We start from the raw sequence: 22,988 nt of genomic DNA, 5'->3' as shown, positions 1-22,988 counted from the left end.
CAGTAATGAAATTTGAAACCGGCGCGAGACCTGTGGGAGCGGGCTTGCTCGCGAAGGCGGTTTGTCAGTCAACTTTTGTGCTGAATGACGCACTGCCTTCGCGAGCAAGCCCGCTCCCACAGGGGTTGCGTGGTTATGCAGTCACCAAGCGGCGCTCCAACAAATCCTCCAACTGATCGAGCAATTGATTGCCGCGCAGCAATTCGTAATGCCCGTCCGTCAACAAACAATCCGCTCCGTGATGGCCGACCTGTGCCTCGAACACCCGCCGCTCGTCCTCACGCCCGGCCACCCACCAGCGGTGCGCCGCGACCTGTACCTTTGGCAGTTGCCGTTGCGCCAGGGCCAGTTGCTTGAGCGATGAACCGGTGGCGAAGATCTGCGTCAGTTCACTGGCCCCCAACGTCGCGTGATCATTGGAACCCTGCATGGCCGCTTCGATCACCGCCGCAGCGCCTTCGCGCTCGTTCAGGCCGGCGGCTTTTACCGAAATCAACGCCTGTGCTTCTTCAGACGGATGACCCAGGACAAACTTCAGGAAGTCCGCCAGGTCTTCGCGCCAATCCCCCGCCTGCGCCGTGCCCGCCACGTAGCTGTCGACCAGCCCGGCAAACGCCACGGTCTGTCCCTGGGCCTCCAGTTCATGGGCGACCAGTTGCGTCAACGCACCGCCCAACGACCAGCCCAGCAAGTAATACGGCCCGTCGGGTTGCTGCACGCGAATCCGCTGCGCATAAGCCTGGGCCATGGCCAGCAGCGATTCGTCCTGCCACTGCGGGTCAAGCAACATCCGGCATTGCAGGCCATACACCGTGCGCCGCCCTTCCAGGCGACGCGCCAGTGGTTCGTAGTCGAACACCGTGCCGAAACCGGCGTGCAGGCAGAACAGCGCCGGCACGTGGGCGACCCGGCCGTTCAACGCCAGTAACGGGTCCGGCGCGCTCAAAGGCTCGGCAGCCTGATAGCCACTGAGTTCGGCGATGCAGGGTTTCTGCATCAGGTCGCGCAGCTTCAATTCGAAGCCCAATGGCGGCTGGCTGCGCACCCGCGAGATCACCTTGAGCACCTGCAACGAGTCGCCGCCGAGTTCGAAGAAGTTGTCGTCGATGCCCACCCGCGGCACACCGAGCACCTCTTGCCAGATCGCCGCCAGCGCTGTTTCCAGCGCATTGCGCGGCGCACGATAACCCCCCAGCGCCCACTCCGGCGCCGGCAAGGCGCGGCGGTCGAGCTTGCCGTTGGCCGACAGCGCGAAGCGCTCCAGCACCATGATCCGCGCCGGCACCATGTAGTCCGGCAGCTGCGCTTGCAGCTCGGCCTTGAGTCGACGGTCCAATCCCGTCGCGCCCATTGCAACGACATAGCCCACAAGCTGCTTGCCGGTCGGCGTGTCATGCACCACCACGGCGGCATCCTGCACCCCGGCACAGTCGCGCAGGCGCGCTTCGATCTCGCCCGGCTCGATGCGGAAACCTCGGATCTTCACTTGCTGGTCGAGTCGCCCCAGGTAGTCGATCAAGCCACATTCGCGCTGGCGCACCAGGTCGCCGGTGCGGTACATGCGCCCGCCAGCTTCGAACGGATCGGGGATGAAACGCTCGGCGCTCATGCCCGGCCGCTGGTGATAACCCCGGGCCAGGCATTCGCCGCCCAGGTACAGCTCGCCGCTGACGCCCACCGGCAATGGATTGAGATCGGCGTCGAGGATGTACAGGCCACGGCCCGCGACCCCACGACCAATCGGCGCGTAGGCGGCGTCGCAGGTTTCATTGGTCTCGGCACGCCACAGCAGCGGCGTGACCACGGTCTCGGTCGGGCCATAACCGTTGACCAGACGCTGCGGACGCAAGGCGCGCTTGACCTGCTCGAAACTGGCATCCGGCACGGCGTCGCCACCGAAGCAATACACCTGCACCGCCGGCGGATTGCCCAGGCGCTCGGCGACTTCGGCCATCTGTTGCAGATAGGCTGGCGGGAAGCAGGCCACGGTGACGCGGTGGCGATGCAGCCTTTCCAGGGTTTGCTCCGGGGTCCACAGGCTGTCGTCGCGGATCACCAGGCTGCCACCGGCCAGCAGCACGCTGAGCCAACGCTCCTGGGCGCCGTCGAAGGCGAACGACATGAAGTGCAATTCACGACTTTCCGGGACCAGTTCATAGAGGTCGATGATGCCGCGGCAATGCCGGGCAATCGGCCCACGCGCCACCGCCACGCCCTTGGGCTGGCCGGTGGAACCGGAGGTGTAGATCAGGTACGCGAGGTGCCCCGGCAGCGGCGTGGACACCGGGCACTGCGCATCGTCGGCATCCGTCAATTGATCGAGCAGCAAACGCGGCGGACAGTCGGCCAGCGGCAGGCGCTCACCCAGATCACTGTCGCATATCAACAGGCTCGCCGCTGAATCGCCCAGCATGTACGCCAGTCGCTCGGCCGGGTAGGCCAGGTCCAAAGGCAGAAACGCCGCACCGGCCTTGAGCACCGCGAGGAACGCGACAATCGTCCGCTCGGAGCGCGGCAACGCCACCGCCACCAGGCTTTCGGCACCGATGCCGCGAGCGATCAGTGCCTGTGCCAGGCCATTGGCCCGGGTCTCAAGCTGTGCATAACTGACTTCGCGATCTTCACAGAACAGCGCCACTTTTTCCGGCTGCTTACGTACGTGCCGATTGAAGCTGTGCAGCAAATCAGATTGATCATCAGATGCCTGCGGCAAACTCAAACGCGCCTCAGGCAAACCGATATTGCCCAGCAGGCGCTCCGCATCTTCAGGCAACGTGCGCAGCAAACCTTCCAGCTGCGCCCGAATCCGCTCCACTTCCACGTCGCTGAAGCGATCACGCAGGTACAGGTATTCGACTTCCAGGCCTTGGTCGTTGGCGCTGACCATCAGGTCCATCGGGAAGTTGGTTACCCCGCCGCTGCCGACGTCGGTAAAACGCAGCTCGCCTTCCTCGCCGCCTTTCAAGGCCCGGTCCACCGGGTGGTTCTCAAAGACGATGATGCTGTCGAACAGCCCCTGGCCACCCTGCCCGGCCCAGCGCTGGATGTCCGAGAGCGGCGTATGTTCGTAGTCGCGCACGCTCAGGTTGTAGTCCTGCAACTCGCGCAGCCACTCGCCCAACGGCTGTTGCGGGTCGAGGGTCTGGATCACCGGCAAGGTGTTGATGAACAGCCCGAGCATTTCCTGTGCCCCGGCCAGTCCCGTCGGACGCCCCGCCACCGTGGCACCGAACGCCACGCTGCGCTGCCCGCTGTGACGTTGCAGCAGCAACAGCCAGGCGCCTTGCACCAGGGTGTTCAGCGTCACGCGCTGATGCTTGGCGAAACGCTGCAAGTGGCCCGTCGCTTCGGCGTCGAGGTCGCTGTACATCACGCCGTGGCCGGAACCTGTGGCACCGGAGGCCTTGGCCAGGATGGTCGGTGCTTCCAGCAACGCGAGGCGCTCGCGCCAGAAACCTTCGGCCTGGGCGGCGTCCTGGCGTTGCAGCCAGGCGATGTAGTCGGCGTAGCGCTCGGTCAATGCCGGCAGGCGGTCGTGGTGGTACAGGCGCAGCATCTCGCCCAGCAGGCGCGACGCGCTCCAGCCGTCGAGCAGCAGGTGATGGTAGACCCAGATCATCTGGTAACGCGCTTCATCCAGTTGCACCAGCACGAAGCGCATCAGCGGCGGGCAGCTCAGGTCGAAGCCCTTGGCCTGTTCGGCCTGCGCCAGTTCGCGCAGCGCAAGTTCTGTGTCCGCGCACTCGCGCCAGTCGAGTTCTTCGATCGGCAACTCGACTTCGGCGAACACCGCCTGCAGCGGATCGGCCAGGCCATCGCGCCAGCGGAACGCTGCGCGCAGCACTTCGTGACGTGCGATCAATGCCTGCCAGGCGGCGCGGAAACGCGGCACCTGCAAGCCGTCCACTTCGACGCTCAACTGGTTGACGTAGGGGTTGAGCTCCGGCGAATCGAGGCAGTGGAACAGCATGCCCTGCTGCATCGGCGACAGCGGATACAGGTCTTGCAGGCCCTCGCGAGCGGCCACGTCAAGATGCTGTACCAGTGCAAAAGCCTCGACTGTCGGCGTTTCTATCAATGCGGCCTCGCGACGGCCGGCCACCGCCGCCAGTGCGCGAATGGTCTGCTGTTCGAACAGTTGCTTGGGACTGAACACCAGCCCCCGCTGCCCGGCGCGGCTCACCGCTTGCAGGGAGACGATCGAATCGCCGCCCAGCTCGAAGAAGTTCTCGGTGACGCCCACCGATTCCAGCCCCAGCAATTCTTTCCAGATCTGCACCAACAGCGCTTCGGCAGGCGACGCGGCCGCCACCTGGTCCTCACGCTGGCGAGTCGCTTCAGGCGCCGGCAAGCCTTGGCGATCCAGCTTGCCGTTCGGCGTCAGCGGCAATGCGGCCAGGCACATCAGATGTGCCGGCAACATGTGCGCCGGCAAGCGGCTGCGCAAATGCGCCGCCAGTGCGTCACGCAAACCCTGTTCGTCGGCGAGCGGATCGCGCGGCACCACGTAACCGACCAGTTGGCGGCCCGCCGGACCTTCGCGGTCGATCACAAAGGCTTCGCGCACCCCCTCGTGTTCGAGCAGGCAGGCTTCGATTTCGCCCAGTTCGATACGGAAGCCACGAATCTTCACCTGCTGATCGATACGGCCAAGGTATTCCACCACGCCATCGGCGCGGAACCGTGCAAGATCGCCGCTGCGATACAGACGCCCGCCCGGCACAAACGGGTCCGGCACGAAGCGTTCGGCGGTCAGGTCCGGACGCTGGTGGTAACCCCGCGCAACGCCTTCGCCCCCCAGGTACAACTCGCCCGCCACGCCCACCGGCAACGGCTGCAAGCCGCCGTCGAGAATGTAGGCGCTGCGGTGGCCCACCGGCCGGCCAATGGGCATGAAGGCCGAGTCGAACTCGGTGTCCGGGTACGCCAGCCAGATCAGCGGCGTGATCACCGTTTCCGTCGGGCCATAGCCGTTGATCAGGCGCTTGGGTTGCAGCACGTGCTGCACGTCGTCGAAGGCATGCTTGGCCATGCCCTCACCGCACGGCGTATAGGAACGGATCGGCAAGTCGCGCCCGGCTTCGCCCATGAAATCGGCAATCTGCCCCAGGTAGGTCGGGGTGAAGCAGGCGATGGTGATGCCGTGCTTTTCGATCTCGGCGCAGGTGCGCTCCACGCTCCACAACTCGTCGTCGCGGGGCATCACCGCCGAGCCGAACACCAGCGGCGTCAGCCAGCGTTCGTGGGCGCCGTCGAAGCTGATCGAGGCGAATTGCAGCTCGCGGTCGTCCGGGGTCATGCCGTACAACTCGCCGATTTTCACGCAATGCATGGCCAGCGGACCGTGGGCCACGCTGACGCCTTTGGGCCGCCCGGTGGAACCCGAGGTGTAGATCAGGTAGGCGAGGTTTTCGCCACAGGTCAGGTTGACCGGGTTGGTCTCGGCCATGGCCGCCAGCGGTTCGCGGTCGATGTCCAGCACCGAAAGGCCATCGGGCAGCGGCAGTTTTTCCCGCAGCCAGGATTGGCTGATCAGCAGCGAAATGCCGCTGTCGTCCATCAGGTAGCGCAAGCGCTCGGCCGGGTACGCCGGATCCAGCGGCACGTAGGCGCCGCCCGCCTTGAGGATCGCCAGCAGGCCGATGATCATCTCGGGTGAACGCTGCATCGCCAGGCCGACCCGCACCTCCGGGCCGATGCCCAATGCGCGCAAGCGATGGGCCAATTGATTGGAGCGACGGTTGAGCTGGTCGAAGCTCAGTTCCAGGTCATTGAAGATCAACGCCGTGGCATCGGGACGAATCCCGGCCTGGATCTCGATCAACTGATGCACGCACAGCGGATTCTGCTCGACGGTGAACGCGGGGTTCCATTCGATCAACTGTTGCGCCCGTTCCGGGGCGGTCAGCAGCTCCAGTTCACTCAAGGCCGCTTGTGGCGCAGCGACCATGGCCACCAACAGCGCCGCCAGGTGCTCGCTCATGCGGGCAATCGCATCGCCGCTGAAGTGGCTGCACTGGTAGCTCCAGTTCAGGCTCAGTTGGCTTTCGGCGGTGGCCGCCAGCGTCAGCGGGAAGTTGGTGCGTTCGTGGTTCTGCGGGAGCTGGAAGCTCAGGCCGGCCGGCGCTCCCTGTTGCAGCGCTTCGGCCACCGGGAAGTTTTCGAACACCAGCAGGCTGTCGAACAGCGGCTCGCCGGCATGTCCGGCCCAGCGCTGGATGTCGCCCAGCGCGGTGAATTCGTGTTCGCGCAATTCCAGGTTCTGCGCCTGCAAACGGTTCAGCCATTGTTCGACGCTTTCCACCGCGTCCGGGCTGCTGATCACCGGCAAGGTGTTGATGAACAGGCCGAGCTGGCTCTCCGCCCCCGGCAAGTCCACCGGACGCCCCGCCACCGTGGCACCGAACGCCACGCTGCGTTGGCCGCTGTAGCGTTGCAGCAACAACGCCCATGCGCCTTGCACCAGGGTGTTGAGCGTCACTTTCTGCTGGCGGGCAAAGTCGCTGAAGCGCTGGCTGGTGGCGACGTCGAAGGTCTGGCGGTGATCGCCGAATGCGCTGTCCGACAGGTTCTTGTGGGCCAGGCTTTGCGCCAACAGGGTCGGGTTGTCGAGGTTCGCCAGTTGCCTGCGCCAGAACAGCTCGTCAGCCTCGGCATCCTGGCGTTGCAGCCAGCCGATGTAGTCGGCGAAACGCCCGGTTGGCGCCTGAACTTCCTGACCGGCGTAACGCTGCAGCACTTCGCTCAACAACAGAGAATTGCTCCAGCCATCAAGCAACAGGTGATGGTGGGTGTAGATCAGTTGCTGGCGCTCATCGTCCAGGCGCACCAGGGTCAGGCGCATCAGCGGCGCCCGGATCGGGTCCAGTTGCAGGCGTTCGCGGTCGATCAATTGCGCCAGCGCCTCGGCCTGATCGTCGCGGTTACGCCAGTCGAGGCAAGTCATCGGCAATGGCAGGTGACGATGCACCAGTTGCACCGGCGCTTCGAAACCTTCCGGGAAGTGGAAACTGCTGCGCAGGATCGCGTGGCTGTCGAGCACGGCTTGCCAGGCGCGGCCCAGGCGTTCGGCATCGAGGCCACAGGCTTCGACGCTGAGCTGGTTCACGTAGGCGCCGGATTCGGATTCATACAGGCTGTGGAACAACAGGCCGGCCTGCATCGGCGACAACGGGTAGATATCCTCGATCTGCGCAGGTTTCACTGGCAGGCCATCGAGCTGCGCCTGGCTCAAGCGCGCCAGCGGGAAGTCCGCCGGGGTCACACCGCCCGCGCCATCGCTCAGGCAGTGTTCGATCAGCCCCAGCAATTCGCTGCGGAAGTTGGCCGCCAGGGTTTCGATTTCCCCCAGGTCGAAGCATTCGCGGCTGAAGGTCCAGTCCAGTCTCAGCTCACCGCCATACACCTGACCGTCCACCGACAGCCAGTTCGGAAGCGGCGCATCCACCGATTGCGCGGCGCCGCTGGATTCCCGCGCCGGGGTGAACAGTGCGTCCTCGGCAAAGCTCTGGTCGAACTGGCCGAGGTAGTTGAAGGTGACCCGCGCCTGCGGCAACGCGGCCAGTGCCGCTTGCGCCGTGGCATCGCCCATGTAGCGCAACAGGCCGTAACCCAGACCCTTGCCGGGGATGTCGCGCAGTTGCTGCTTGATCGCCTTGATCGACCCCGCGAGGTCAGCGGTGGGTGTCAGGCGCACCGGGTACAGGCTGGAAAACCAGCCGACGGTGCGGGTCAGGTCGATGTCGTCGAACAGCTCTTCGCGGCCGTGGCCTTCAAGCTGGATCAACGCCGATGCATGACCGGTCCAGCGACTGAGGGTGCGCGCCAGGGCGGTCAGCAGCAGGTCGTTGACGTGCGTACGATAGATTGCCGGAGCCTGTTGCAGCAGTTGCCGGGTTTGTTCACGGTCCAGGCCGATGCTGACGCCCTGGCGCAGATGCCCGGCCTGACTCGCTTGTGCATTGGCCGCCGGCAGCGAATCACTGGCACCGGCCAAATGACCCTGCCACCCGCTCAATTGCTCAAGGGCCGTTTCAGAACGGGCATAGGCGTCGAGCTTGTCGGCCCAGGCCTGGAAGGCGCTGGTCTTCGGCGGCAATGCCTGCCCCTGGTACGCCGCCTGCAAATCTTCCAGCAACACCCGCCACGACACCCCGTCCACCGCCATATGGTGGATAACCAGCAGCAAGCGTTGCGAACCGTCGGCCTGGGCGATCAGCGCCACCCGCAGCAGCGGTCCGTCCTGCAGGCTGAGGCTGCGCTGGGCTTCGTCGCACACCGATTCCAGCGAGGCGTCGTTGGCCACGCGGGCGGTCCAGAGCATGTCGATCACGTCGGCACTGTCGGCGCCGACATAACGGGCCGACCATTGGCCATCGACCTGGCTGAAGCGCAAACGCAACGCGTCGTGCTGCCCGAGCAACCGCTGCAAGGCGCCTTGCAGGCGGGGCAAGTCGAGGGTTTCCCGTGGCTCCAGCAACACCGCCTGGTTCCAGTGGGCGCGCTGCGGGATCGGCTCTGCGAAGAACCAGCGCTGGATCGGCGTGAGTATTTGCACGCCGTCCACCGGCCCTTGTTGCGCCAGCGGTGCGGCTTGCTCTTTCACGACAGCGGCCAGCGCTTGCAGGGTCTGCTGCTGGAACAGGTCACGCGGTTGCAGGCTCAGGCCGGCGCGGCGGGCGCGGCTGACCACCTGGATCGAGATGATCGAGTCGCCGCCCAGTTCGAAGAAATTGTCCTGACGGCCCACCTGCTCCACGCCCAACACGTCCTGCCAGATCTGCGCCAGCACCTGCTCATGCTGGCTGCGCGGCGCTTCGAAGGCGCGCTGGCTGACCTGCGCGGTCGGCGCCGGCAGGCGTTTGCGGTCCAGTTTGCCGTTGGGGCTCAGGGGCATCTGTTCGATCAGCACGGTCTGCGCCGGCACCATGTAGTCCGGCAGGCTGCCGAGCAGATGCATTTTCAGGGCTTCACGCCAGAGGCCCTGCTGCTCGGCATCGGCTATCACCAGCGCACGATCCTGCGGCACGACGTACGCCACCAGTTGCTTGCCGCTGGGGCCGTCGAGGGCCAGCACCACGGCTTCCTGCACGTCGGCATGCTCTTGCAGGCGCGCTTCGATTTCCCCCAGCTCGATACGCAGGCCGCGAATTTTCACTTGGTGGTCGATGCGCCCGCAGTAGTCGATGGCGCCGTCGGCGCGGTAACGCGCCAGGTCACCGGTACGGTACAGGCGCTCGCCGCTGCCGAACGGATCGACCACAAAACGCTCGGCGGTCAGCGCGCCACGGCGATGGTAGCCGCGAGCGAGGCCGACGCCGCCGAGGTACAACTCGCCCACCGCGCCCAGCGGCAAGGGTTGCAGTTCGCTGTCGAGGATCAAGGTGCGCAGGTTGGCGATCGGGCGACCGATCGGCACGCTGTCGCGGCCCTCCTCCACGCAGCTCCAGTGGGTCACGTCGATGGCCGCTTCGGTCGGGCCATAGAGGTTGTACCGGTTGGCTTGCGGCAGCGCGCGCAGGGTCTGGCGTTGCAGCTCCATCGGCAGTGCTTCGCCGCTGCAAATGATCCGGGTCAGCGAGGTGCAGGCCAGCGCGTCTTCAGCAGCGATGAAGGCCGAGAGCATCGACGGCACGAAGTGCAGCGTGGTGATCGCCTGCTCGACGATCAGCGCGGCGAGGCGTTGCGGATCGCGGTGTTCGCCGGGTGCGGCGATCACCAGCGTGGCGCCTTTCATCAGCGGCCAGAAGAACTCCCACACCGACACGTCGAAACTGAACGGTGTCTTTTGCAGCACCCGGTCGTCCGGTTGCAGGTTGTAGGCGTGTTGCATCCACTCCAGGCGGTTGTGCAGCGCGACATGACGGTTGCCAGCGCCCTTGGGTTTGCCGGTGGAACCGGAGGTGTAGATCATGTAGGCAAGGTTTTCGGCGACGGCCAGGTTGACTGGATCAGTGTCCGGCCATTCGCTCAGCCAGTCGGCGTCATTGTGCAGGCACAGGGTGCGCACGCTGTCCGGGGTCGGCAATTGCGTCAACAGATGCTGCTGGGTCAGCAGCAACGAAATGCCGCTGTCCTCGATCATGTAGCCCAGGCGATCCAGCGGGTATTCCGGGTCCAGCGGCACGTAGGCGCCGCCGGCCTTGAGGATCGCCAGCAGGCCGACGACCATTTCGAAGGAGCGGTCGCAGGCAATCCCGACGATCATTTCCGGGCCGACACCTTGTGCACGCAGGTGGTGGGCCAGGCGGTTGGCGCGCCGGTTCAGTTCGGCGTAGCTCATGGGCTGGCCCTGGAACACCAGCGCCGTCGCTGCAGGGTTTTCAACCACACGCTCTTCGAAATGCCGTTGTACGCAGACTTCACCAGGATAGCTGTGCGCGGTGTCGTTGAGGTCGTCGAGGATGCGCAGGCGCTCGTCGGCGTCCAGCAGCGGCAGTTCGGCGATTGGGGTTTGCGGATTGGCGAGGACCCCGGCCAGCAGGTTGCGCCAATGACGCGCCAGATGCTCGATGCGCTCGGCATCGAACAGGTCGGTGGCATAGGTCAGGCTGGCGAACAGCTTGTCGCCCTCTTCCTGGGTGTCCAGTTGCAGATCGAATTGCGTGGTGGGCGATGTGGCATTCAGCGCCTCGACCCGCAGGCCCGCGAGCAAACCGCTGACTGCCGCAGGTTTGGCCTGCTGGTGGTTGAACATCACCTGGAACAGCGGGCTGTGACTCAGGCTGCGCTCGCCTTGCAGCGCCTGCACCAGGCGCTCGAACGGCAAGTCCTGAAAATCCTGCGCGTCCAGCGACGCGGTGCGGGTCTGCTCCAGCAGCTGGCTGAACGGCAGGCGCCCATCCAGCTCGGCACGCATCACCTGGGTGTTGACGAAGAAGCCGATCAAACCACGGGTTTCCGCACGATTGCGGTTGCCGATGGGCACGCCAATCCGCAGGTCGGACTGGCCGCTGTAGCGGTAGAGCAAGGCCTGGAAACTCGCCAGCAACAGCATGAACGGCGTGACGCCCCGCTGTTTGGCCAGGCTCATCAGGCCGCTGGCCAAGGCTGGGTCAAGGGTGAAATCCAGGCGCGCACCCTGCTGGCTTGGTTGCCCCGGACGCGGGCGGTCGGTGGGCAATTCCAGCAGCGGTTGTTCGCTGCCAAGCTGGGCCTTCCACCAGTTCAATTGGCGCTCCAGCTCCCCTGCTTCCATCCAGCGCCGCTGCCACGCGGCGTAGTCTGAATACTGGATCGGCAACGCTTCCAGCGCCGCACTCTGGCCCTGGCAATGAGCGGCGTAGAGCCGGGAAAATTCTTCGACCAACACCCCCATCGACCAGCCATCGGTGACGATGTGGTGCAGGGTCAGCACCAGCACGTGGTCCTCGGCATCCAGTTGTAGCAGGCTCACGCGCACAAGCGGGCCATGTTGCAGATCGAACGGCCGGGCGATTTCTTCCTCGACTTTTTTCATCGCTGATGCGAGACGCAGCGGCTCGTCGCTCAAATCATGCTGTTCGATCGGCAAAGAGGTGAGCGACGCCAGTGCCTGCATCACCTGACCGTCATCCTCGACGAAACGACTGCGCAGGCTCTGATGCCGCTCCAGCAGCAGGTCGAAACTCTGTTGCAGCGCCGCGACATTCAGCGGCCCGTGCAAACGCAACGCAGCGGGAATGTTGTAGGCGCTGCTGTGCGGATCGAGCTGCCAGAGGAACCATTGGCGTTGCTGCGCGTAGGACAGTTCGAATGTCGCCTGAGTCTCGGCGGCGGGCGGAATCGGCAGTTGGCCGAAGCTCACGCCTTGCTCCTGCATGCGTTGCAGAAACTCGCGGCGCTTGTCCGCAGGCAGGCCGGCGAAGCGGGTGGCGATACGCTGGGCAGTGCTGTGTTCCATCAGTTGAACTCCATCTCGTCGAGGAGCGACTCAAGCGCATCCAGACGAGCATCGTTGTCAGTCGGGGCGTGTTGCCCGGCGGTGGCGGCATAAGCCTGAAGGTCGTTGCTTTCGAACAGCGCGCGCAGCGGCAGCTCGATGCCCAGTTCCAGTTCCACACGGGCACTGGCCTGGGCGGCGAGCAGCGAATGCCCGCCCGATTCGAAGAAGTTGTCGCGCCGGCCGATCCGCGCCACGCCCAGCACCTCGGCCCAAATGACCGCCAGTCGCTGTTCAAGATCGCCTTCGGGGGCTTCGAACGGCCGTTGCCAGTCTTCGGCATCCGGCAGTGGCAGGGCCTTGCGGTCGAGCTTGCCGTTGCTGGTCAGCGGCAGCTCATCAAGCAGCAACCAATGGCTGGGCACCATGTAGTCCGGCAGGTCGACCTGGAGCGCGGCGCGCAGGGTGTCGCGCCAGGCGATCGGGTCGTGCGGGGTGTGTTCGGCGACGACGTAGGCGCACAACTGCGGCCCTGCATCGCCGGCATGCACGCTGATCACCGCCTGACGCACGCCCGGTTGTGCCAACACGGCCGCTTCGATCTCGCCCGGTTCGATACGGAATCCACGGATCTTCACTTGCTGGTCGATGCGCCCCAGGTAGTCGATGCCGCCGTCGGCGCGCTGGCGCGCCAGGTCGCCGCTGCGATACAGGCGTTGCGAGGCTTCGAACGGGCTCGGCACGAAACGCTCGGCGGTCAGGCCGAACCGCCCGTGATAACCCCGCGCCAGCCCGGCGCCGGCGATGTACAACTCGCCCGCCACGCCCACCGGCACCGGCTGCAACTGGCTGTCGAGCAAGTACCAGCGCAGGTCGCGGATCGGCAGGCCTATGGGGCTTTGCAACTGGTCGTCGAGGTCTGCCAGGCGAATCGCGCGGTAGGTCACGTGCACCGTGGTTTCGGTGATGCCGTACATGTTCACCAGCGTCGTTTGTTGGTCGCCGAAGCGCTCGAACCAGGGCCGCAGGCTGGCCACTTCCAGCGCTTCGCCACCGAAAATCACCCGGCGCAACGCCAGGTGGCGCGGGCTGGCGCAGGCAATCGGCAACAGCTGGCGGAACGCGGTCGGGGTCTGGTTCAACACCGTAACCCCTTCATCGCAGAGCAGGCGATGGAACGCCTGGGGCTCGCGGCTGATGTAGTACGGCACGATCACCAGGCGCCCGCCGGTGCACAGCGAACCGAACAGCTCCCACACTGAGAAATCGAAGGCACAGGAATGGAACAGGGTCCAGACATCGTCCGGGCCGAAGTTGAATTCGGCAGCGGTGGCGCTCAACAGGCGCCCGACGTTGCCATGGCTGAGCAATGCGCCCTTTGGCCGGCCGGTGGAACCGGAGGTGTAGATCACGTAGGCGAGGTTGTCCGGGGTCGCCAGCGCTGGCAGGTTGTCGCTGCCGTAGGCGTCGAGCGGCATCGATGTCAGGTCCAGCACCTGCACGCCGTCGCGGGCCGGCAGGCCGTCGATCAGGTGTGACTGGGTCAACAGCAGCGCAATGCCGCTGTCCTCGATCATGTAGCTCAAGCGTTCGGCCGGGTATTGGGGGTCCAGCGGCACGTAGGCGCCACCGGCCTTGAGGATCGCCAGCAAGCCGACCACCAGCGGCAGCGCCCGCTCGGTGGCGATGCCCACGCGCACTTCCGGGCCGACACCCTGCTCGCGCAATTTGCGCGCCAGGCGGTTGGCCTGGGCGTTGAGCGCGGCGTAGCTCAACGGCTCGCCTTCATGGCTCAGGGCGATGGCGTCGGGCCGTTGTTCTGCCTGGGTTTCGAACAGCCGATGCAAGGTGGGCGACGGCGGTTGTGCCTCAAACGCCGGGTTCCAGTGCTGGATCAACCCGTCGTATTGCGGTGTTTGCAGCAGCGACAACTCCGCCACGCGCTGCTGCGGATCGGCGACCACCGCGCGCAACAGGTTCAGCCACTGCTCGGCCAGCCGCTGCATCGACGCCTCGTCGTACAGATCGGTGGCGTAGCTCAAGCTGGCGTCCAGCCCGTCGTCCTGCTCTTGCGTGTCGAGCACCAGATCGAATTGCGCCGTGTGTTGCTGCCAGTGCAGACGCTCGACCTGCAAGTCGGCCACACACCGTTCGACGCTGGTGCCCAGCCGTTGCTGGTGGTTGTAGAGCACCTGGAACAGCGGGCTGTGGTTGAGGCTGCGGTCGGGCTGCAAGGCATCGACCAATTGCTCGAACGGCAAGTCCTGATGGGCCTGCGCGGCCAACGCGCTGTGCTTGACCTGTTGCAGCAACGCGCTGAACGGCTGCTGGCCGTCGATCTCGGCGCGCAGCACCTGGGTGTTGACGAAGAAGCCGATCAGGCCTTCGGTTTCCAGGCGCGAACGCCCGGCGCCCGGCACGCCGACGCTGATGCAAGGCTGCCCGCTCTGGCGGTGCAGCAAGGCCTGGAAGCTGGCCAGCAACAGCATGAACAGCGTCACTTGCTGTTCTTGCGCACGCTGGCGCAAACCGCCGAGCAAGTCGCGATCGACCTGCAACAGCAGGTTCGCGCCGCGTTCGCTGCGACGGGCCGGGCGGCTCAGTTCGCTCGGCAATTGCAGCGGCGCCTGGCTGCCGTCCAGTTGCTCGCGCCACCAGGCCAGTTGCCGCGCACCCTCGCCGGCCTCCAGCCAGTCGCGCTGCCAGCGGGCGTAGTCGCTGTAGGCCACCGGTAGCGGCGTGAGGTGTGCATCACTGCCTTCAACGGCGGCCTGATACAGCGCGCTGAACTCATCGACCATCACCTGCATCGACCAGCCGTCGGCGGCGATGTGGTGCACGGTGAGCACCAGCACATGCTCCTCGGCGCTGACGTGCAGCAGCAACGCGCGCCACAGCGGGCCGTTGCGCAGGTCGAACGGCCGGGCGATTTCCCGGGCGACGGCCGGGTTGATCGCCGACTCTTCGACGGGCTGTTCATCGAGCTGCAACGGCAGGTCGATGTGCACCACGGGACGGGCCTGCTGACCATCCTGTTCGAAGGTGGTGCGCAGGGTTTCGTGGCGCACCTGCAACTGCGCGAAGGACTTGCGCAGGGCTTCGCGGTTCAGCGGGCCCTTGAGGCGCAGTGCCGCCGGGATGTTGTAGGCCGCGCTGAGCGGGTCCAGTTGCCAGAGAATCCATTGGCGTTGCTGGGCGTAGGACAGCAGGCGTGGCTGATCGTCCGCTGCGCGTTGCAGCGGCGGTTGGCCACTGGCGTTGGCCTGGGCGGCGCGTTCGGCAAACTCCGCCAGATTCGCGGCCGAGAACAGGCTGCTCACCGACAGCTCACGTTGCAGTTGCTGACGCACGCGGGAGATCACTTGCAGCACCAGCAGCGAGTGGCCGCCCAGCGCGAAGAAGTTGTCAGCGCGGCCGACCTGTTCGACCTGCAACACGGCCTGCCAGATCTGCGCCAGTTGCGTTTCCAGCCCAGGCCTCGGGGCGACGAAGGCACGCTGCCCATCGCCGGCTTCGGCGCGAGGCAAGGCCTTGCGGTCGAGCTTGCCGTTGTTGTTGAGCGGCAACCGGGCGAGCAGGACCAGGTGGCCGGGCACCATGTACTCCGGCAGCGCCTGGCGCAGGACGGCCTTGAGCCCGTCCAGATAATCCGCCTCGCACACCACCGCGCCACTGGCCACGACGTATGCCACCAGTTGCGTGCCGTCCTGGGCGATGACCGCCGCCTCGCGCACCTCGTCCCGGGCTTGCAGGCAGGCTTCGATCTCGCCCATTTCGATGCGGAACCCGCGAATCTTCACTTGGTGATCGATACGCCCGACGTACTCCAGATCGCCATCGGCGTTGTAACGCGCCAGGTCACCGCTGCGGTACAGCCGCGCGCCCGGTTCGCGGGCGAACGGGTCCGGCAGGAAACGTTCGGCGGTCAGTGCCGGACGGTCGAAATAGCCTTGCGCCAGGCAGGCCGGGGCGCTGATGCACAGTTCGCCGACGCCTTCGGCCGGCAGCAGCAGACCGGCCGGGTCCAGCACGTACAAGGCGCGACCGGCGATGGCGCGGCCGATGGGAATGCCGAAGGCATCGCTGGCATCTTCCGGGCGGCACTCATGAACGCTGGACACCACCGTGGCTTCGGTCGGGCCGTAGGTGTTGAGCAGGCGAACATGGCTCAGGCCGGCCTGATGCCACAGGCGCAGGCCTTCCACCGACATGGCTTCGCCGCCGACATGGACCTGGCGCAAATCGCCAAGGCCTGGCACCGCACCACTGGCGCATTCACCCGCCAGCAGGAACCAGTAGGCAGCGGGCAAATCGGCCACGGTCACGCCCTGCTCGACGATTTCAGCGGCCAGCCGGCCGGCGTCCCACAGGTCGTCGCCGCGCATGATCAGCGCCGCGCCGACGCACAGCGCCGGGAAGCATTGCTCGACGAAGCCGTCGAAGCTGAAGGTGGCGAACTGGAGTACGCGGTCGGATGGCGAAAGTGTCGAGTAGTGGGCCGCGGTCTGGCAGAACTCGCGCAGGGCGCCGTGGGTGATGGCGACGCCCTTGGGTTGGCCGGTGGAGCCGGAGGTGTAGATGATGTAGGCAAGATCGTCGGTGGCGGGTCGGACGCCATCGCGAGCAAGCTGCGCTCCCACAGGGGTTGAGGTGTTTTCAAGCGTCAGGCGAGGCACGCCTTGTCTGTCTTCCAGCAGGCCGGATTCGTGCAGCAGCAGGTCGAGGCGGCTGTCGTCGATCATGTAGGCCAGGCGTTCGGTCGGGTATGTCGGGTCCAGGGGGACGTAGGCGGCGCCGCTTTTCAGGACGGCCAGCAGGCTCACGATCAGTTGCGGGCCGCGATGCAAGGCCAGGCCGACGCGCTTGCCGGGGCCGGCGCCGTTGGCGATCAGATGTTGGGCCAGGTGGTTGGCCTGGGCATCGAGCTGGCCGTAACTCAGGCGCTGGCCGTCGACTTGCAACGCCAAGGCGTCCGGGGTGGCAGCGGCTTGCGCGGCGATTTGCTCGTGGGCCAGCAGCGTTGTGGATAACTCGACCGCTGGCGGCTGGCTGATGGCGAGCACGGCGTTTCTGCGCTCGGTATCGAGCAGTTCCAGTGTGCCCAGTGCCGCCTCCGGCGACGCCACCAGTTGCGTCAACAGGTGCTGCAAATTGGCTGACAACCGGGCGATCTGGGCCGCGCTGAACCGCGCCGCGTCATAACTGAAATCCAGCCCCAGGCCTTCGCCCGGTTCGATGCCCAGCGTCAGCGGATAGTGGGTGCGTTCATGGTTGTGCAGGTGGCCGAACGACAACCCGGCCGGCGCGCCCTGTTTCAGCGCTTCGGCCACCGGGAAGTTTTCGAACACCAGCAGGCTGTCGAACAGCGCCGAGCCTTGCTGCCCGGCCCAGCCCTGAATGTCGTACAGCGGCACATGCTCGAACTCGCGCATGGCCAGGTTCAACCCTTGCACCTCGCCCAGCCACTGGCTGACGGTCTGGTCCGGCTTGATCGCGCACACCAGCGGCAAGGTGTTGATGAACAGGCCGAGCTGTTCCTCGATCCCCGGCAACGGCGCCGAACGCCCGGCCACGGTGGCGCCGAACACCACGCAATCCTGGCCGGTGTAGCGATGCAGCAGCAGGCTCCACGCCGCTTGAATGACGGTGTTGAGGGTGACTTTCTGTTGCCGGGCGAATTCGGCCAGACGTTGGGTGGCTCGGCTGTCGAGGGTGACGCAATGTGCTTCGTTGCCTGTTGCACCAACCGGAGGACGCAGCGCTTCGGCCAGCAAAGTCGGCGCTTCCAGCGGCGCCAGCGCGGCTTTCCAGAACGGCTCGCTGGCCGACGCCGATTGCTGCTGCAACCAGCCCAGGTAATCGCGGTACTGACCTGTGGGTGCCGGCAGCGATTGTCCAGCGGCGTAATGCTGGATCACTTCGGCAAGCAACTGCGCGTTACTCCAGCCGTCCATCAGGATGTGGTGGCTGGTGTAGATCAGGTGCCAGTCATTGGCACCCGTGCGCACCAGCTTCAAGCGAAACAGCGGTGCCGTGCCCAGCTCGAAACCCTGTGCACGCTCGGCGTCGGCCAGGGCCTCGGTGTCGGTCGCCTCAAGCACGTCGAGCGGCAACGCGACGTGGCGGGCAATCGCCTGGTGGGCGGTGTCGAGGCCCTGCCAGTGGAAGCTGCTGCGCAGGATGTCGTGACGCTCGACCGCCGCTTGCCAGGCGCGGGCGAAACGCCCGGTATCCAGCCCGCCGATGTCCAGGCGCAACTGGCTGATGTAGGCGCCGACCTGTGGCTCGTACAGGGTGTGGAACAGCATGCCCTGCTGCATCGGCGACAGCGGATAGAGGTCTTCGAGATTCGCCAATACCAGCGGCAACCCGTCGAGTCGGGCCTGATCGATGCGCGCCAGCGGGAAGTCCGAGGGCGTGGCTTGCGCGGCCTCAAGGGTGCAGCAATGTTCGATCAGCGCATTGAGTTCCCGGGCGTAATCGTCGGCCAGGCGCTGGATGGTCGCGGTGTCGAACATTTCGCGGCTGAAGCCCCAGCTCAGGGACAACTCGCCGCCGTAGACCTGGCCTTCCACGGTCAGCCAGTTGCCCAGCGGCGCCGACGGGTCCTGGGCGATGCCCTGGCCTTCGGTGGAAGGGGTGAACAAGGCGCCGTCGTCGAATTGACGGTCGAACTGCCCCAGGTAGTTGAAGGTGATGCGCGGTGTCGGCAACGCCGCCAGTTCGGCGCGAATTTGCGGGCTGCCGAGGTAACGCAGCGCGCCATGGCCCAGGCCGTTGTCCGGCACTGCACGCAATTGCTCCTTGATGGATTTGATCGACGCGCCGAGATCGGCAGCAGGTTTGAGGTTGACCGGAAACAGGCTGGTGAACCAGCCGACCGTGCGGGTCAGATCAATGTCCTCGAACAGGTCTTCGCGGCCATGGCCTTCAAGCTGGATCAGCGTGCTGCCCTGCCCGCTCCAGCGGCAAACGGTGCGCGCCAGTGCGGTCAGCAACAGGTCGTTGACCTGGGTGCGGTAGGCCGCCGGGGCCTGTTGCAGCAGCTGTCGGGTCTGTTCGGTGTCGAGCTTGATGTCGAGCTTGTGTTCGAAACGGTTTTCCAGCGCGCCATCGGGGCGCTCGCACGGCAGGTCGACGGGGGCGTCTTGCAGTAGGGTCTGCCAGTGGCCGAGGCTGTTTTCGAACGCGGGAAGGTGATCCTGCAACCGCGCGACCCAGCGCTGGTAGCTGCTGGTTTTCGCAGGCGCCGCTGCGCCGTTGTAGAACTGCTGAAGGTCTTCCAGCAGTACGCGCCAGGACACGCCGTCCACGACCAGGTGGTGAACCACCAGCAGCAGGCGCTCGCTGCCGTCGGCCATGGCGACCAGCAACGCACGCAGCAACGGGCCGTTGTGCAGGTCGAGACTGCGCTGGGCTTCGTCGCACAGGGTGTCGAGGGCTTCGACCGATGGCGCATGGCGCTGCCACAACACGGAGTCGGTGGTCGGTGCGGCGTAGGCTTGCCGCCAACCGCTGCCGGCCTGTTGATAACGCAGGCGCAGGCTGTCGTGATGAGTCAGCAATTGCGCCAGGGCACGCTCCAGCGCTTCAACATTCAACGCCTCGCGCGGCACCAGCAACAGTGACTGGTTCCAGTGCTGGCGCTCGGGGATGGCCTGCTCGAAGAACCACTGTTGCACTGGCGCCAGCGTCACCGCGCCGTGGGCCGGGCCTTGATCGATCGTCGATTGTTCGCCGCTGCGGGCGGCCTGGGCCAGGCTGCGGAGGGTCTGGTGCTGGAACAGGTCTTTGGGGCTCAGGACGATCCCGGCCTGGCGGGCGCGGCTGACCACTTGCATCGAGACGATGGAGTCGCCACCCAGCTCGAAGAAGTTGTCTTCCAGACCGACGTTGTCGATGGCCAGTACGTCTTGCCAGATCGCCGCGAGGGCCTTTTCCGGCTCGCTGCGCGGCGCAATGTGCTCGCGCTGTTGTGTACGGCCGTCAACCGCCGGCAAGGCCTTGCGATCGAGCTTGCCGTTGGGGGTCAGCGGCAGGTGTTCGAGGAACAGCAGGAACGCCGGGACCATGTAGTCCGGCAGGTGTTGACGCAGTGCGGCCTTGAGCGCTTCACGTAGAGTGGTTTGCCCGTCGACATCATCCAGCAACGCCGGATCGTTCGGCACAATGTAGGCCACCAGCTGCTGGCCGCTGGCAGCGTCCTGCGCCAGCACCGCCAGTTCGCGTACCCCGTCCTGTTGCAACAAGCGCGCTTCGATTTCACCCAGCTCGATACGGAAGCCGCGCACCTTGACCTGATGGTCGAGGCGGCCGACATATTGCAGGTTGCCATCGGCCTGATAACGGGTCAGGTCGCCGGTGCGGTACAGGCGCTCGCCGGTACGGGAAAACGGATTGGGCACGTATTTTTCGGCGGTCAGGCCCGGCCGTGCCAGGTAACCGCGGGTGATGCCGGCGCCGCTCAGGTACAACTCGGCGGACACGCCCTGCGGCACCGGTTGCAGGTCGGCGTCGAGCAGATAGCTGGCCGTGTGGCTCAGCGGGCGGCCGATGTTGGCGCGGCCACCCGCCTCGCGACGGGTCCAGGTGGAATAGGTGGTGTCTTCCGACGGGCCGTACAGGTCATAGACGTGCTCGACGGTCGATTGTTGATACAGCGCGTCCACCAGGCTTTGCTTCAGCGGCTCACCGGCCAGGTTGATGATGCGCACGCTCGGCGGGATCTGCCCGTCGCGTTGCAACGCGTTGATCGCCGACGGCACGGTGTTGATCAGCCGTACCTGATCCCGGGCCGGCAGCAGAGGCAATTCGAGGGCGTTGCGGGCGATGATCAGCGAGCCACCGTTGGCCAGGGTCACGAACAGCTCCCACACCGACAGGTCGAAGCACACCGAGGTCGAGGCCAGCACACCCTGGATGTCATCGCGGCTGTACACCGATCGGGACCAGTCGATCAGCGCCAGCACATTGCGATGGGCGATGGCCACGCCCTTGGGCTTGCCGGTGGAGCCGGAGGTGTAGATCACGTAGGCCAGGTTGTCCGGCGTGACGCGGGTGACCGGGACGCTGGCCGGGTAAGCGGCGAGCGCGAGGCTGTCCATCAGCAACACGGCGGTGCCCTCTGGCACGGTCAAGGTGGCGGCGACGGATTGCTCGGTCAGCAGCACTCGCGCGCGGCTGTCTTCGAGCATGTAGGCCACGCGTTCGGCCGGGTAGTCCGGGTCCAGCGGCACGTAGGCGCCACCGGCCTTGAGCACCGCCAGCAACGCCACCAGCAGCTGTTCGGAACGCTGCATGGCCACGCCAACCCGGACTTCCGGGCCGATGCCAAGCTGGATCAATTGGTGCGCCAGGCGATTGGCTTGCTCGTCAAGCTCGCTGTAGGTCAGCTGCTCGGTTGCGAAGGTCACCGCCAGCGCATCCGGGGTGGCGGCGACGTGCTGGCCGATCAACTCATGCATGCACAGGTCCTGGGTCAACCCGTCGCCGGCGCGATTCCAGTCATGGACGATGCGTTGGTATTCGGCCGGCTCCAGCAGCGGCAGATCGCTGATGCGTTGCCGGGTATCGCTGACCATGCCTTGCAGCAGGCGGGTCCAGTGCCGGGCCATGCGCGCGATGGTCGCGGCGTCGAACAGGTCGTTGGCGTAGGTCAGCGCGGCGTGCAGCTTGCCGCCCTTTTCGTACGTATCGAGGGTCAGGTCGAACTGCGTGGTGCGCCCTTGCCATTCGATCACGCCCAGCGCCAGGCCGGATCGGGTCGTGACCGTGGAAAGGTCCGCGACCTGCGGCTGGTGGTTGTACATCACCTGGAACAGCGGCGTGTGGCTGAGGCTGCGCTCCAGTTTCAGCGCTTCCACCAGGCGCTCGAACGGCAGGTCCTGATGGGCCTGGGCGCCGAGGGCGGTTTCCTTGATACGGCCCAGCAATTCGTCGACCCGGGTCTGGCCGTCCAGTTCGGTTCGCAGCACCTGGGTGTTGACGAAGAAACCGATCAGGCCTTCGATTTCGGCGCGGTTGCGGTTGGCGATCGGCACGCCGACGCGGATGTCGTCCTGCCCGGTATAGCGGTGCAGCAGCACGTTGAAGGCGCCGAGCAACAGCATGAACAGGGTGATGTTGTGTGTCTGCGCCGTGGTGCGCAGTTGCTCGGCCAGTTGCCCGTCGACAGCGAATTCGTAGCGGGTGCCGCGATAGCTCGGCATCGCCGGGCGCGGATGGTCGGTGGGCAGCTCCAGCACCGGGTGTTCGCCACCCAGTTGCGCCTGCCAGTACTCCAGTTGACGGGCCTGTTCGCCCGCTTCCAGCCAGCGGCGTTGCCACAGGGCGTAGTCGCTGTACTGGATCGGCAACGCCGTCAGTTGCGGTTGGGTGCCGGCGTCGAAGGCGTCGTAGCAGCGGATGAATTCGTCGATCAGCACGTTCATCGACCAGCCGTCGGACACGATGTGGTGCAGGGTCAGCAGCAGGACGTGTTCCTGCTCGCCGAGCTTGAGCAGCGTGACACGCAGCAATGGGCCCGTGCCCAGATCGAACGGCAGCAGCGACTGCTGCTCGGCGGCCCGGGCCACGGCCTGCTCGCGCTCGCTGGCCGCCAGCGCGCTGAAATCCACATGATCGATCACCAACGGCGCCGTGGCCGGCACCTGCAACAGGCTGTCGTCGGCCTGACGGGCGAACACCGTGCGCAGGGTTTCGTGACGCGCCACCAGGCTGGAGAACGCCTGTTCCAGTGCCGACAGGCTCAGACGGCCGGTCAGGCGCACCGCACCCGGCAGGTTATAGGCGCCGCTGTGCGGGTCCAGTTGCCAGAGAAACCACATGCGTTGCTGGGCGTACGACAACGCCTGGCGATCCTCGGCGTCGATGCCGGCGGGAATCGGAAACCGGGCGAACTCCACGCCCTCCTTGTGCAAGGCCGCTAGGAACATCTGGCGCTTTTCCAGGGGCAACCCGATAAACCGGCGAGCAAGTTTCAAGGAGTCTTCAGCATTCATTTCTGGGTATCCGGATCAGTGGCGGGAAGCACAAAGGCACGTCGTCTCTGTAAAACGAATGCAGACCGGAAAAATTAGCGAATGGGAATAAGTATCAGGCAGGAGGTGGAACGCGAAAAACAGAACGA

Annotated in this window: 2 protein-coding genes; both read right to left on the bottom strand. The window is 65.6% G+C overall.

Translation table 11 applies throughout. The features are described from left to right. Positions 1 to 133 precede the first annotated feature (133 nt). A complete protein-coding gene (locus F8N66_RS00155; RefSeq protein WP_150768256.1) occupies positions 134 to 11,881 on the bottom strand; it encodes an amino acid adenylation domain-containing protein in 11,748 nt (3,915 codons plus the stop codon). Further along, the gene (locus F8N66_RS00150) at positions 11,881 to 22,860 is read right to left on the bottom strand and encodes a non-ribosomal peptide synthetase (RefSeq protein ID WP_150768255.1); all 10,980 of its coding nucleotides are present in this window, start codon (positions 22,858 to 22,860) and stop codon (positions 11,881 to 11,883) included. Before F8N66_RS00150 ends, F8N66_RS00155 begins: the two co-directional genes overlap by 1 nt. Positions 22,861 to 22,988 lie beyond the last annotated feature (128 nt).

The organism is Pseudomonas fluorescens (assembly GCF_902498195.1).
Lineage (GTDB): Bacteria > Pseudomonadota > Gammaproteobacteria > Pseudomonadales > Pseudomonadaceae > Aquipseudomonas > Aquipseudomonas fluorescens_BU.
This window is presented reverse-complemented; position numbering and strand designations above follow the sequence as displayed.